Origin of the sequence: Niastella soli (assembly GCF_017742245.1) — a bacterium.
In the GTDB taxonomy this organism is placed as follows: domain Bacteria; phylum Bacteroidota; class Bacteroidia; order Chitinophagales; family Chitinophagaceae; genus Niastella; species Niastella soli.
Map to the genome: position 1 here is coordinate 42,747 of NZ_JAGHKO010000024.1, position 15,042 is coordinate 57,788.

The window sequence follows — 15,042 nt, forward strand, 5'->3', positions numbered from 1 at the left end:
ATGGCTACTGTGAAACCAATTAAATTGCTGATCCTCGAACACGATGAGAACGATCTTGAATTACTGTTGTATGAATTAAAAAAAGGTGAATTGGATTTTGACCCCCGCATTGTGGGTACAAAAGAAGGGTTCATTGCTGCATTGAACAGTTTTGAGCCGGATGTTATTCTGTCCGATTATTCATTGCCGGGGTTTGATGGCATTTCTGCCTTTCACTTCAAACAACAGATCTGCCCGGATGTGCCTTTCATCATTGTCTCAGGCACCATTGGAGAAGAAAACGCCGTAGAGCTTATCAGGAATGGTGTGACTGACTATAGCATAAAAGACAAACTGTTCACCGTGATCCCCAAAATAAAACGGGCTATCAAAGAAGCGAACGAACGGCGGGAGAAAGTGTTGGCAGAACAAAACCTCCGCAATAGTCAGCATCAACTGGCCGAAGCTCAGCGCATTTCTAAAATAGGCAGTTGGGAATTAGGCCCAGAAGGAGAGATGATATCCTGCTCCGATGAATTGTATCAGATTCTCGATCTGGACCTGGACACGATCTTGTCTTTTAAGACATTTATGCAGTTTGTACATGAAGACGATAAACCTATTATAATGAAAGCCCGGGAGAATACGGTTGCCACCGGTATTACCGAGGTTGTTCAATTTCGTCTTACCAGCCAAACCGGCGTCGAAAAATACATTGAAGCCAGGGGCACCCGGCGCCTGGATGAAAATGGCATCAGTTTTATGGGCACCTGTCAGGACATCACAGAAAAAGTTACCGCCGAAAAACAACTGGCCAATTACTCAGAGCAAATTGCCCGCGAGCGGCTGGAACACCAGCGTAAGCTCGTTAGGGCCTCTATTGAAGGACAGGAGCGCGAACGGGCAGAGATAGGTCGTGAATTGCATGATAACATCAACCAGATCCTGGCCGTAACTAAAGCTTACGTAGAGGCTTCCTTACAAGAAAAAGACATGCAGGAAGAACTGACGCAGCGTAGCATCAATAACCTGCAGCTGGCCATTAATGAGATCAGGAAGATCTCCAAATCACTGGTGCCGCCGGTGATGGATAAAAATGGGCTCGTCGATTCTGTACAGGACCTTATCGATAACATCAGGGTGGTAAATCCTTTTGCCATCAAGTTTATGTATGAAAAGGAACAACTGCGCAATATCACCCCTCAGCAACAACTGGCCTTGTATCGCATAGTGCAGGAGCAGTTCAATAACATCATAAAGCATGCGCAGGCGCATAACGTGAACATAGAGCTGTTTGAAAAGAACAACTTTATCGATCTCAATATCCAGGACGACGGCCAGGGTTTCGATCCCAAAGAAAGAAGGAAAGGAGTGGGGCTCAGCAACATCCTCAGCCGCATAGAGCTGTTCGATGGCAAGCTGGAAGTGATCTCCTCCAAGGGGCATGGCTGTACCCTGAAGGTGCATGTGCCTAAGATGAATAAAGAGGTGGCATAGTTCTGAAACTGGGATTTATGGGATGGAAGGATTGCTGGGATTTAAGATATAAGGATTTGGGGAATGGGGGAATTGCTGGGATAATAAATTTGAACACATGGAAGCTGGTTATTCGCAGGAGTAACCGGCTTTTTATTTTGATATTTTTTGTAAATTGGTACTTCTCTTAGCATATATCCTTCACTGTTAATGCTCCCTCTATAATTAGCACAAAGCAAAGGCCATATTATAAACCAAAAACCGAATAAAGTATGAAAAAAATGATCGCCATTTGTGCGCTCGTATGCGCCTTTTCTTCTGTTTCTGCCAATTTTGGTGCAAAAACAAACGCTTTTGTTCAGCCCTTTAGTAAATCGTACGCTTTAGGTTACGGTGACTACCTTTGGTTTACCGATGAAGAACTTACCAACCCAACTGGAACTTATTGCGACATTTTTTATGAAATCAACAGATTGAGCACTTATTATCCGGGCTATTTGTTTACTCATGTTCCATATGGCCCTCTTATGCCTTTTGAATATGGTATTGGAGATCCCTGGTTATACGCTGTTATTTATAGTGATTTAAAGCGATAATAGTTAATTCAAATGAAAGCCTGGCTGCCAACTTGGTAGATCAGGCTTTATTTTATAAACTTTCTTATCATAAACGCCAAAAGCGACAAGTTTACCTGTTCAAATGCATGCGGTGTGGCGGGTAGTACTCCTAACTGAGCATTGGGTAATTGTTTATAAACGGCCAGGGTTTCCTCGAGGGTAACCATTTTATCGCGGTCGCCCAGGAGTACCAGACAGGGGGTATTAATACCCGTGTAATCTTCCAGTTGCAATGTGTTGTTTGTACCTAAGTTGATCAATAGTTCCTTTGTTTTATCAAGGAGCGAGGTCCAGTTAACGGGCGCATGCCGTTGTTGTAATTGTTCCGCAAAGGCAGGTACTTTTTCCTGTATGGTTTTACTATCTAATAGCTTCACTTCTTTCGACGCAGTTTTCTCATCCCAATGAAATTTTGTTGCGAGAGTTACTACTTTAGTGATAGTATCTGGCATTTGTTGTGCTAAATACATAGCAATATATCCACCTAAACTGTAACCGAAGACATTTACGGTTTTAATATTCATATCTTGAATGTATCTTGCAACATGTTCACTGAACGATTGAATAGTGAATGCGGACCCAGGAAGTGGTTGCCCACCATGACCACTTAAGTTGAATGTATGGACCTGGTAAGTATCTTCCAGTAAATGCACGAGCGGTTGAAACTGGTCTTTGCTGCCCAGGGCGCCATGTAAAAGAAGGAGGTGTTGCATGGAGGATATATTATAAGTTTCAAATATACGTGATCAATAACAAGTGTAAACCATAACAATAACCTGTGACGAGAAGATGACACCATTCATCTATGTGTATGAACGACTATTAGTCAATGGGTTTTATGTTGTGAGTTCTTTTCATTTGGGGCGCTATATTGAGGTGTTTTTTTGTCAAATCAATTAGTGCGTTGTATAATATTTAGGGGGTGTTTGTCGGATAAACTCCCCTGTAAGCACAAAAATGAATCGCTTAGCCATATGTAACCACCTGCCTTTTGCCTGTTGCTGGCTCAAAGGTATTCCATACCCTTTTACGGGGATTGCTTTATCTGCGTTACATATCATGCCATGCGGAAATACTTTGTCTCTTATTGTTAACACCATAAAAACCTGATCAGTTATGAAAAAAATGATCGCAGTGTTCGTTTTAGCCTGTACGTTTACTGCTGCTAGTGCTAATATAACTGCTAGCACAACTATCGCTGAAAAATCAATGGCATTCACACAGCCTTTCAATCAGTCATATGCATTGGAAGGGCAATACCTTTGGTTCACCGATGAAGACCTTACGAACCCAACTGGATCTTATTGTGACATTTTTTATGAGATCAATAGATTGAGTTCCTATTATCCGGGTTATTTATTTTCTCATGTTCCCTATGGGAATTTGACAAATTTTGAATACGGCGTTGGAGTTCCCTGGTTATATGCTACTATTTACAGCGACCTGAAACGGTAGATCTTTTATTCGTATCCCGGATTTTGAGTCAGGGCGCGATTGCGTATTCGTTCATCATTCGGGATCGGCCAAAGGGCAGCGGTGGATTTCCAGGTAGCAGGCCGTAAGGCGCTCATGACCTCGTCTATACGTTTTTTGCCGTCTGATGCTCGTGCCGGCCAGCGTTTGAGATCAAACCAACGATGGCCCCATTCAGCAAAAAACTCCATCCGCCGTTCCTGCTCTACTGCCGCCAACACCTGGGTTTGTGTTGATATAGTTGTAAGATTTTGTAACCCCGCTCTTTTCCTGATCGTATTAAGATCATTCACTGCTTCGGGCAGTTGATCTAACCGGGCACGGGCCTCCGCACGAATACAATATTGTTCTGCCAGGCGCAGCACCATATTGTATTCCTCCCGCGGAGTAGTAGCCGTGTTTTGTTTGTATTTATAAGGAGATCTGTAGAGCTTTGTGCTTACCGTTACGGTCCTTATCCATGCCTGCCGAAGATCACCCACCTCAATATATTTTAACAGGGAATCACTCAGGACAAATGCAGGCCGGCCAGTCGGCACAACTGGTACAAAATAGCCCCCTTCAGCAGTATTATATCCAGGGGTCACCGGCATGAATTGCAGAATTGCCTCCCGGCTGTTATACCGGAATGTTTGCTGCAGATCAGTTTCCAATTGATAAATACCTGATTGGATCACTTCCGTTGAAGCATTAATGGCATCTTCCCATTCTTCACGATACAAATGAATTCTGGCCTGTAAAGCTTTAACCGCTAACCTGTTCACCCGCACCCGCGCCGATGGGAAATCGGGGGTGGAGGCATAGGTATTGGTTAAAAGGTCCTGCGCTTTGTTAAGGTCTGCGATCATTTGATCATAAACGTCCCTTACCTCAGATCTGGGGCGGTTGTAGTTTTTAGTGTAATCTGTTGTTAAAACCAGGGGAACATCGCCATATAAATTAACCAGGTAAAAATAGGTAAAGGCCCTTAGAAAATAGGCTTCCCCCGTCAGTTGGTCCCGTAAGGCGGGTGTTACTGCGTGGTTATCCGTTAGTCCTAATATCAGGTCATTACACTGGTAAACATATAAGTAGAAGTTGGTCCAGATATATAATGTTGTACTGTTATCAGAAGGGAGGCTGTTTGACAGGAATGGGGTGTCTTCCAGTAAGACACTGGTCCGGTTTAGATCATCCGATGACAACCCGGGATAACGGCTCATATAACCATTGAACGGCCCAAAGGTTTCCATCATTTTATAATAGATCCCAATTAAAGCTGCTTGTGCCATAGAATCGTTGGCATATACCTGAGGTGTGACCACTTTATTACTAGGTGATCCGGCGTCCAGTAATTTATTACAACCGGCTATCAGGGTCGGTGCTGTAACCAATACTATTAAAACAAACCATTTATTAAATAACCTGAACAGAGGCATGTTGTACATTTTATAAGGTTATTTGTAAACCCACCGTAAGTGTTTTTTGTAAAGGCAAACTAAACGGATTCTGTAACTCCGGGTCAGCTCCCTTGTAAGGGGTTATGGTAAATAAATTTTCCGCACTGGTATAAACATTGGCCGCTTTTATATGCTTTTGCTTACAAAATTTCTCTGGCAACGTATACGTCAGTTGGGCAACTTTCAACCGGATATAGGACGCATCCACCAGTTGCGCATCAGAGGTTACCCAGTTATTAATGGAATTTTTTACAGGACCATTAGTTAAGGTACTCACTTTTTGCCAGGACGCTTCATCTCCTTTTTGTCGCCAGCGATTGAGTAACTCAGTTGGCAGGTTGGTAAAGAAAACATCATTGGTTTGACCCGGGGGCAGATCCCTGTAGAAATAATATAAAAAATGGGGGGCCTTTTGCTGACGGAATTCAAAATAGGTGCTTAATTCAAACTGCTTAAAACGAAATGAGTTTCGAAGACCGCCAAAGAAGGAGGGATCCATTTTACTGGCCAGTAAGGCATTGGGATCTTCCACCCTGAACAACCCACTATCCGCGTCAACGCCCGTGTAATGCGGGCCTATCGCAATATTGAGTGGCTTGCCAATCATCACATATTTAGAATAGCTCGTATTCTCCAGGTCGTCAAACTTTACCAGCTTGTTTTGGGGAATGGCCAGGGTTAACTTGCTACACCAGGTAAAGGCGCCCCAGCTCTTTTTTACCGCTATATCGGCCTCTATGCCCGTATTTTGGATGATGGCAGGGAAATTCTGTACCACGCTTCCAAACCCCGTTTGAGCAGGCAACGAAGATGTTATGACCTGGTTCTGGCTTCGGTTATAATAACCGGCTATAGTCGTTGTAAAGATGTCGTTAAACCGCATCTCAAGCCCGGTTTCCAGCTTCCGGGTAATTTCCCATTGATAATAAGGGTTAGCTAATCCGGTAGGATAAATGCCATATAAACCCTGGTAGGCCTGTGCCGCCTTACTCCAGGTGTTCAAATAGGCATAATCGCCGATCTGGTCATTACCGGTAGAACCATAACTGGCCCTTAATTTGGCATAACTGTTATCTCCATTTTTAGTCCGCTTTTCCCAGAAGATCCAACCGGCGCCAATAGCGCCAAAGTTGGCATACCGGTGTTCAGGGCCAAAACGGGAAGAACCATCGCGGCGTGCCGTTAAACTAAGAAAATACTTATCCCTGAAATTGAGTTTTACCCGGCCAAAGGTCGAAAGGAATAAATACCTCGATTTGTCTGACGTATTGGTTATTGTTTTTGCAGCGGAAGGGATCCCCAACAGGCCATCATCAAGATAACCCCCATACGAGTTTTTCCACTGTTCGTTTGTTTGGGCCGACCAGAATGCACCCAGTACGGCTTGCACCTGTATTTGCTGCCAAAGTGAATCGGTATAGTGCAAACCAGGTTCCACCATCCAGGTAGTAAACCGGTTGCCCGCTTCAGTATAATTGCGTTCTACAGTCTGGTCCGGGTTCTGTGCTATGGCTGGCAGCTTGCTTTTTTCTTTCACATAGATCTGCTGATAACCTACAGAGGTTTCGAGGCGCAGCTTTCTGAGCAACCTATATTGCAGGTAGGTATGCAGCGAAGTATTCTCTGTTTGAATATTATCGGTCTTTTGAAAAAAGCTTAAGGGGTTCTTGAAAGAGGCGCCTTTTTCTTTCCACACCAGATGCCCCACACTATCGGTAAAATCAGGGGCATTGGGCGCCAGCAAAGTGGCATACATCACGTTTTCGGTTAACCACTTGTTTTCGGTAGTGGAGCGATAAGCGGAGACCCCGGTTTTTAATTTCTTGTTTTTTGACCGGTAATAAAAATCTGACATTAATGACCAGCGTTTGCCGTAAATATTGGAAGGCAGGGTGGCATTCTGGCTGCTGTAACCACCATTTAATAAAAACTGAAACAGGGAGTCACCCTGGGAAAACGAAAAGTGTTCGTTTAAAATATTGGAGGTGCCGCCCAGTAACCATTTATTCATATCCCTGTACCTGGTGGTGTCCCATGATAACAGATCGGGTGCTTTGGCCGCTGTAAGTACTATTTTATCATTGGCAAATGCCTCCCGCCGCATGTCCAGGTACTCTGAGGTGTTCATCAACGACATAACGGGGAGCGACTGACCCATGCCGTATGACATAGATACCGTTAACTGCGGTGTTTTGGAGACCCCTTTTTTAGTAGTGATCAGAATAACGCCATTGCCCCCGCGCGCCCCATATATACTGGTAGCTTCTGCATCCTTCAACACCGTAATGCTTTCTATATCCAGTGGGTTCATGGTAGTAAAAGGATCAAAGCCAACAGCGGACACACCAGGAGCCTGGGGTGTCCCTACCATGGTGCTTAATTGGTTTACCGGGCGCAGGGAAGGAGCCCAGGGAATACCATTTACCACAAATAAAGGGCTGTTTGATGGGCGATACAATATTGCTGCATTGGGGCCAATAGACGTAGGCCCGCGGAATTGAAATTTATGGGTGGCGCCAAATAAACCACTGGTCGGTGGTGCTAATACGCCTGAAATATTTTCTTGAATGATCTTCAATACATCTCCATTCGGCGTAATACTGGGCCGGATCTGCGATACGCCTGCGGTATTTCCTCTGTCTCTGGTGGATGAATATCCTTTTACGATCGCAACCTCCAGGTTAGGGTCCTGCAGTTCCATCCGGACAACCAACTGTTTGTGGCTGTTTTGCCAGGGAATTATAACCGGTTTATAATTAACGTAAGTGATCTCCAATGTATCATTGAGGGTCCAGATCAGGCTAAACTCACCCTGATTTTTACTGTCGTTAACATATTTGCCAGATCGCAATTGTACGGTGGCGCCAGGGAGCGGGTTAGCCGAGTCGTTCAACACAATACCCGTAATGCGATACTGAAAATGTTCGCGGCTGCTTTCGATCTCTGCATTTTCCTTTTGGAGAATAGCCAGGCGGTTGGCTATGATGCTACATTTTAAATAGGGCTGTTCTGCAAATATCCTTTGCAGTAAACTATCATTTACCGGGTTCAGGGGTATATATACAGGCATAGCCCATTTCATGATCTTGGGATCATAAACAGCTTCTTTGAATACGCCTTTAGATCTTAATATTTTTAGTGCTTTTTCAAGGGAATGAACTTTTCCACCAGGATCATCATCCTGCCCCCTTGCCACACTAATACAACATACCATAACCAAATAACCAAGAATCTTTTTCATACGGTGTGTTATTTCCGATAAAACGCGTTCAGTTAAAAATCCAGGATTAGCGCATAACAATCAGGCTGGTACGAATAATAAATACTATAATGTCTGGTTGTGCGTGCGTAACTGACACCTGGTTTGGTTAGATATCAGTCATGAAGTTATAAAAATGATTGTTTTTTAACTGTTCTTTTTTCAGAAATGGGGGTAGGGGGTTAAGCAGTTTACGGGCACACATACATGTAATTTTTCAAAATGTAAAGTAAATAAACAATGCCCGCACTTGCCAGAAATATTTTCATGGCACGGCAGGCGATAAGGTTGCATATTAAAAAAGTGTTGTCAACTATCTGCGAAGATAGCAACCGGTGGGAATCTGGTTGGTTATGGGTGGTAAAAATAGGATTGCTGAGTAGCTTTTACAAACTACTCAGCTTATTGATGCTTAATCTCAAAGGTGGTTTAATGGGACCTAATGGTATTCTCTGCGAAGTACAGCCTAACTATAAGATTTTTATTAATAATTTTTTTATTGTGTGTTTTAAGGATTAATTATTTATTTTTTTCTTTAGCTACCACTGTGTGGTCTTGAAGAGTAAACCGAACACTCAGGTTCGTATTTAACAGTTCAAGCACTTTGCTTAATGGTTGCGATCTTTCAACAGTACCGGTTAAAATGGAAGTGGTTTCTGTAGTACCAGCTTCTATTTGTGTGTCAACATTGTACCAGCGTTTTATTTGCTCCAGGATCGACTTCACCGATTCGCCTTCCAGGTTGATCAGGCCATTTTTCCAGGCCAGTGCCTGCAACATCTCCTGCTGGTTCTTATTCTTTACCGCTATATTATCCCCTGAAACAATTGCCTGCTGATTGGGCTTTATAGTCGTTGCAGCAGCGCCATGTTGTACGGCTACAGCGCCGGTTACCAGGGTAGTGGTTACCTGTTTATCGGTCTCATACGCCCTTACGTTAAACTTTGTACCCAGTACTTTTACTTCAGTACCATTTGCCATTACATGGAAAGGCTTTGCTTTATTATGGGCCACTTCAAAATAACCTTCCCCTATAATTTCAACAACCCGGTCATTGCCTTCAAATGCGGTTGGATACTTCAGTGATGAACCGGCATTTAACCATACTATTGAGCCATCAGCCAGGGTGACTTTATATTCGCCACCATACGGTGTGGTTAACGTATTGTTCAATGCTTTGGCACCCGTTCTATGGGCTGATACTTTATATACGATCTGGTTATCTTTCTGTTTGTTGATCTCCATTTGCTCCTGATAAGCGACCACACCGGCTGGCAGCGTCTCCAGATCGATCTGGCTGTTATCTGCCAGGGTCAATACCGCACGTACTCTTCCCGGCTCAATGGCTTTCTGGGCAACAGCCATACCCTGTGTTGGTACAACGTTATGCTTATCGTTATTGATAAATTGGTAAAGGGCGTATACGCCAACAATACTCGTTGTTAATACGGCTGCAGCGAGCATCCAGGTACGTCTTCCGATCCTGGCTGTAGGTTGCTGCAGAACCGGGATTTCCTGTTGGGCCGACTGCGTCAGGGAATGAGCTGCCTCAATACTTTCCCATACTTCGTCTTTTTTGCTTTCCAGTTTATTATAAAGTCCAACGTATTCCAAAACGCGGGGATCGGTTGCATCTACTTTCATTAATTCTGCAGCTTCGCCCGACGTCCACTCCTCACAAATTTTTTGTTCATCATTGGTCAAAGGCACTTCATCGCTTTTCCCAAATGCTAGTTGGGTAATTTTTTCAGATAGTGCTTTCATTTTGTTCGATTTGTAAGGTTAATTGGTAATAAGGTTTAATTAATGTGCTTTGCTGTTCCCCTAAAATCAGCGTGTTTTTCTTCTCTCTATCTATAAAACAACGAACACCTGCTGAACATTAAGAAATTGCGAAACATTTTTTTATTTCTACCCAAAATAAAGTTTACAGAGTATCATCAATAGGATAATTACGACAGGCACACCGTACTTGCCACCGTTCTGTTCAATATACTCACGTAACCGCGAGATGCCTTTCGATTTCTGCGTATATACCTGGTTTGGACTAATATTCAGTGTTTTAGCTATCTCATCAGGTTGCATGTTCTGCATTGTTAACCTGATGACCGCAGCGCATTGCTTTTCCAGTTTGCCCAATCCCGCTTCAATCAGCCGGCGCAAATGGTCCATTTCATATTTTTTATTAATGCTGGGATCTTCGGCTATTGGTAAATCGTCAGATAACTTCTTACGGAAAGGATCATCCTTTTGTGCAGTTCTTAAATAGTTTAAAGCGCCATTCCTGGCAGAGATGTACAGATAAGCCTTTAATTGCTCTACTGCATTGAAGGTGAGCTTTTTGCTCAATAATTTTGTAATGGCCGAGATGGCGATATCTTCCGATTCGTCTTCATTATCGATCATGCGATAAACGAATACCGTTAGGTCTGCAAAAGTTGTTTTGAATAACTCCGCATGGGCAGCCGGTTCGTTATTGTTTAACCTGAGTAGAAGATCGTTCGTGATATGCATGGGCATTCATTTTTTAATTACACCTGTTTAGGGGGAAAAGAACAGCTCCTGAAAGAATATGCTTTATGCAAAAAGCACGCTCTTTTCAGCGGGAAGAATTACACGAACCTTAGGGGGAAATAAGGTTTTGCGACGCAAGTATAAAAAAACTTTTAATAAGATGCAAACAGCCGTTTGTATAAATTTATTTTTAAAGCGTGATGGGGGCATTCTGCCGGGATTGCTCCGGTTTTGCTGCGCGCCTTGTTCGGACTTTGTTCGGACTCTCCCTGGGAATGTTCGGGTGTACTCAGGGGAAATGCGAAGAAAGTCCGAACAAAGTCAACGGTAATACCGGCACAAGACCGGAGGAATAGGGAAGCAGGGCTGAAATGTCTTGTTTTGGTCTACATCCGGTTTGCACCCTGTTTTGTTCTGGCCTTGTTCGGCTTTTACCGAAGAAAACAGGGTGTTTTCCTTAGAGAGACCCGAAGAAATCCCGAACAAATTGTAGTATACTACATCGAGCTCTCAAATAATAAACCTCCACTATATAATTCCGAAAGTAATAGTAACAGGTTGTAGTAGGTTTGTAGTGGAGTTGTCTAAGTGTTGTCTATCTATTGTCTGGGTATTGTCTGGTGCGCAGTAGGATCTCCAGTACTATTCCAGGCAATTTCCAGAGCAGTCCGGTGTCTTTATGCTACCATACACCATACATCTGCAACGGCAAAGCACTTGTTCGACCGAATTGACATAATATAATTATTCACGAACTTTCGGGTAGGATTTCCAGGTTTTACCCTAAACATATGTTTATGAAAGAGATTGTCAATTGCGCCGCCTACTCGGTTGGCCGTAAAACCGTAGATATTGATCTGGATAAAATACACGAAGCACTGAAAGACCCCAACCAGTTTGTGTGGATAGGTTTGTATGAACCATCAGAAGCGATCCTGGAGCGGGTACAGCAGGAATTTGGTTTGCACGATCTGGCCGTTGAAGATGCCCACCGGGCGCACCAACGGCCTAAAATTGAGGTATATGGCGACTCCCTTTTCATTGTTCTTCGAACAGCGCAAATGGAATCGGACTGTCATATTAGATTTGGCGAAACGCATTTTTTTGTAGGGCCCAACTATATTTTGGTGGTGCGGCATGGCTCATCAGTAGCTTATACAGAAGTGCGGAGCCGCTGCGAATCGATGCCCGAATTGATGAGCAAGGGCCAGGGTTTTGTTCTATACGCCATTATGGACTTTATAGTCGATATGTATTTTCCAGTGGTAGAGCAATTGGAAGATGCGCAAGTAGACCTTGAAGACAATATCTTCAGAAAAACCCCCAGCCGCGAAACTACAGAAGAAATATACAATCTAAAGAAAGACCTGCTGGAAGTGAAACGGGCAGTATCTCCTTTTATAGACATTTGCAACCGCCTGATGCGATTTGATATTAAATGCATTTCACCGGAAACACAACCTTATTTCCGCGACATTTACGACCATGCCCTTCGGCTGAATGAGATCGTAGACAATACCATGGAATTGCTGAATACCGCATTGGACGCAAATTTTTCCCTGATCTCCATCGATCAAAACGATACATCGAGAAAATTCGCGGCCTGGGCGGCTATTCTTGCAGTACCTACTTTGATAGCGGGGTTTTATGGGATGAATTTTAGCTTTATGCCGGAATTGCACTGGAAATATGGATATCCCCTGGTTATTTGTTTAACCATTTCTATTTGTGCAACTCTTTATTATTTATTCCGCAAGGCGCATTGGTTATAATTTTTATTTTACGAACAACTTATTGCTTACTTTCCACTGATCAGCACGGTGCTGGCGGTTTCAAACAGGTCCCGTTCTTTTGCTACCAGTTTATAGGGCACGCTTTCCAGATCAGGTAAATGGCTTTCGCGGGAAATTATAATAGCATGCGGATTGGCGGTTAAAAGCCGGTTCACGGCTGCCGCATCATCCAGCATTTGAATGGGTTTATCCAGGTAAAAGTTATATGCTGCATTGTAAATCTTATACGAATATACCTGTTCGTTGGCGGGTATCAGGGGCAGCGTTTTCGTAACCGGGTTATGTTTGTAAACAGCCGGGTACCCTATGGCCAGGAACAGCAGGTTAAAAACCGAATAACCGCCAATGATCACATGCATGGCTTTTTTCAAGCCTTCTTTTTTAAAATACCACCAGCTGGCAGCAGCAGTGATCACCGGAATTATAAACAATAACGCCCACCCACGAAATGGCTGGGTAGCTGTTTCTAATCCCAGTCCGACAAAGCCAGCGGCCAACAACAGTACGTTCAATGCCAGTAACAGCCACAACGGATATTGCTTTACCTGGTTTTGCCCTGTTATTACTTTATTGATGAAATACCCCAGCAATATGGCCACGAATGGATAGCAGGGCATAGGATAGTTGGGCAGTTTGGTGCCCGATACACTAAAGAAAACAATGAATACAATGGTCACATACATGCTCAGTCTAACAAACGCATTTGTATGGAATGATCTTACTTTTTTTACCAGTTCACCCGTAAATACCGAAACCGGTAATAATCCCAGTAACACGAAAAGGGGCACCATGATAAACAAACCGCCATGGCCTTCCATCGGTTCGCCAAAGCGATTGAAGTTGTGTTCAAAGAAAAATATGCGGGTAAATTCACCCTTGGTCGCCTGGTGAACAATAACATACCAGGGTAGGGCAACCATGGCAATAACGGCAACGTACAACCCCATTTTCCACGAGAACAACAGGTCATATTTCTTTTGTGAAAGGGCCCACCAAACCAATACGGCACCTGGTAATGCCAGCGCCACCGGGCCTTTGGCCAGGGTAGCCAGGGCAGCGGCCACTGCAGAACAGATCAGCCATTTTAATTTTCGCTCCTGGGCATAGGCATAAAAGCAAAGTATTCCGGCGGTTATAAAAAAGATCAGGTACGGGTCGGGCACCGACATGCGGAATTCAAACAAAAAATGGGTGCTTACCAGCAGTACCGCCACCGTCCAGATGGCGGTGCCATAACTTACAAAGCGCCGGGTAAAATACCAGGTGATCCATAAAGTTAACCACCCAAATACCGCTGAAAAAAAGCGGGCCGCAAATGCGTTCACTCCAAAGGTGCGGTATGCCAGCTGCATAAAATAATAATGCAGGGGCGGTTTATGTGCGCGCAATTCTCCATTGAAGGTGGGAACAATCCAGTCGTTGCGCTCCATCATTTCCCGGGCAGCCTGAGCATTACGGGCTTCATCCAGTATATACATGGGTGTAGAGCCAATTCCGGTAAATAACAAAACAGCAGCAATGATAAATAACCAGGTTATTTTATTGGTGCGCAAATGCAGGAGAATATTATTCCATTGTTGTAACATACGGCTGTGGTGCAGGTTTTGGCGTGTTGGTTTTTAATGGATCTATAAAAATAAAAGGTAATCCGGGTAGGGAAGAAGCGACCGTAGCGCCATAGAAGAGGAGGCTGGCCATTACAGATACGGTATGGTCGAGACCAAAAATATGCGCCCCCCACAAAAATACAACTTCCCGGGCACCCAATCCACCTATGGTAAATGGCAGTACGGCCACTACAGATGAGATCAGAAAAATGAGCATGTAGTGTTCGGTATGGGTATGAATATGTAAAGCCTGTAAGATCCAATACATACATACCACCTGGAATATTTGCACCGCAAGCCCCCAGGTAAAAGTGGGAAAGAAGCCAGGCAGGAAATAAGGAAAGAATATTTTTATCAGGAAATAGAAAACAGGAATACCTAATAAAATACCAGCCATCAACCAGGCACTGTAATAACCGCCTTTAAAAGCAATGATCCAGAAAATACCCAGTAAGATTCCCAGGGCCAGCAAACCGCTGAAGCGATCGAGCAAAACTGCTGCCGTTGTTTTTTTATACGCTACGTTATACTCTTTGGTAAGCCGTACTACTTTGTAAGCATCGCCACTGATGGAGCCAGGCAGAAATAAATTGTAGAACATACCCAGCCAGTACAATTGAATGTTTTTCCACTCAGGCAAATGAATGTCGATATTGCGGAAATAAACATTCAATCTGATTGATGACAATAGTTTGGAGAACATAAATGCGCCAATAGACAAAACGATCCATAATGGATTGGCCAAGGCCAATACGCCGGACAATTTCTTCAGATCTATTTTATGCGAAATATACCAAATGCACAAGGCAGTGATGACGATCTTTATTGCCAGTTTCAACCATTTTCGCACGTTCTCTGACGGCATACGGAATGTAAGGATCATGA

At 43.7% G+C, this 15,042-nt stretch carries 11 protein-coding genes; 4 read left to right on the forward strand and 7 right to left on the reverse strand.

What is annotated here, in order from left to right:
- Both J7I42_RS33025 and J7I42_RS33030 read left to right on the forward strand, forming a co-directional pair.
- Positions 1-1,476, forward strand: a complete 1,476-nt coding sequence (locus tag J7I42_RS33025) for a hybrid sensor histidine kinase/response regulator (protein WP_209144446.1) — start codon at positions 1-3, stop codon at positions 1,474-1,476.
- A gap of 251 nt (positions 1,477-1,727) precedes the next feature.
- Positions 1,728-2,051: a hypothetical protein gene (locus tag J7I42_RS33030; RefSeq protein WP_209144448.1), complete on the forward strand. Its 324-nt coding sequence runs from the start codon at positions 1,728-1,730 to the stop codon at positions 2,049-2,051.
- Between the two features lie 47 nt (positions 2,052-2,098).
- On the opposite strand, the gene J7I42_RS33035 is transcribed toward J7I42_RS33030, so the two are convergent.
- Positions 2,099-2,785 carry an alpha/beta fold hydrolase gene (locus J7I42_RS33035; protein ID WP_209144450.1) on the reverse strand — a complete coding sequence of 229 codons (687 nt, stop codon included), beginning with the start codon at positions 2,783-2,785 and terminating at the stop codon, positions 2,099-2,101.
- Between the two features lie 403 nt (positions 2,786-3,188).
- Here J7I42_RS33035 and J7I42_RS33040 point away from each other — a divergent pair, with 403 nt between their 5' ends.
- Positions 3,189-3,527: a hypothetical protein gene (locus J7I42_RS33040; protein WP_209144453.1), complete on the forward strand. Its 339-nt coding sequence runs from the start codon at positions 3,189-3,191 to the stop codon at positions 3,525-3,527.
- 5 nt (positions 3,528-3,532) lie between these two features.
- Here the strand turns inward: J7I42_RS33040 and J7I42_RS33045 are convergent, their stop codons facing one another.
- From J7I42_RS33045 to J7I42_RS33060, 4 genes are all read right to left on the reverse strand, one after another.
- Complete coding sequence (locus J7I42_RS33045) at positions 3,533-4,963, reverse strand: RagB/SusD family nutrient uptake outer membrane protein (RefSeq protein WP_209144455.1); 1,431 nt, start codon at positions 4,961-4,963, stop codon at positions 3,533-3,535.
- A 10-nt stretch (positions 4,964-4,973) separates the two neighbouring features.
- Positions 4,974-8,225, reverse strand: coding sequence for a SusC/RagA family TonB-linked outer membrane protein (locus J7I42_RS33050; RefSeq protein WP_209144457.1), 3,252 nt, complete (start codon positions 8,223-8,225; stop codon positions 4,974-4,976).
- A gap of 537 nt (positions 8,226-8,762) precedes the next feature.
- On the reverse strand, positions 8,763-10,007 hold the full coding sequence (locus tag J7I42_RS33055; RefSeq protein WP_209144459.1) for a FecR family protein: 1,245 nt from the start codon (positions 10,005-10,007) through the stop codon (positions 8,763-8,765).
- A 147-nt stretch (positions 10,008-10,154) separates the two neighbouring features.
- The gene (locus J7I42_RS33060; RefSeq protein ID WP_209144461.1) at positions 10,155-10,757 is read right to left on the reverse strand and encodes an RNA polymerase sigma factor; all 603 of its coding nucleotides are present in this window, start codon (positions 10,755-10,757) and stop codon (positions 10,155-10,157) included.
- 797 nt (positions 10,758-11,554) lie between these two features.
- Here J7I42_RS33060 and corA point away from each other — a divergent pair.
- Positions 11,555-12,529: a magnesium/cobalt transporter CorA gene (corA, locus tag J7I42_RS33065; RefSeq protein ID WP_209144463.1), complete on the forward strand. Its 975-nt coding sequence runs from the start codon at positions 11,555-11,557 to the stop codon at positions 12,527-12,529.
- A gap of 26 nt (positions 12,530-12,555) precedes the next feature.
- Here corA and J7I42_RS33070 read toward each other — a convergent pair whose 3' ends face one another.
- The gene (locus tag J7I42_RS33070) at positions 12,556-14,136 is read right to left on the reverse strand and encodes an ArnT family glycosyltransferase (protein ID WP_209144465.1); all 1,581 of its coding nucleotides are present in this window, start codon (positions 14,134-14,136) and stop codon (positions 12,556-12,558) included.
- The gene (locus J7I42_RS33075) at positions 14,117-15,040 is read right to left on the reverse strand and encodes a lysylphosphatidylglycerol synthase transmembrane domain-containing protein (RefSeq protein ID WP_209144467.1); all 924 of its coding nucleotides are present in this window, start codon (positions 15,038-15,040) and stop codon (positions 14,117-14,119) included. The genes J7I42_RS33070 and J7I42_RS33075 overlap by 20 nt, the downstream gene beginning before the upstream one ends.
- Positions 15,041-15,042 lie beyond the last annotated feature (2 nt).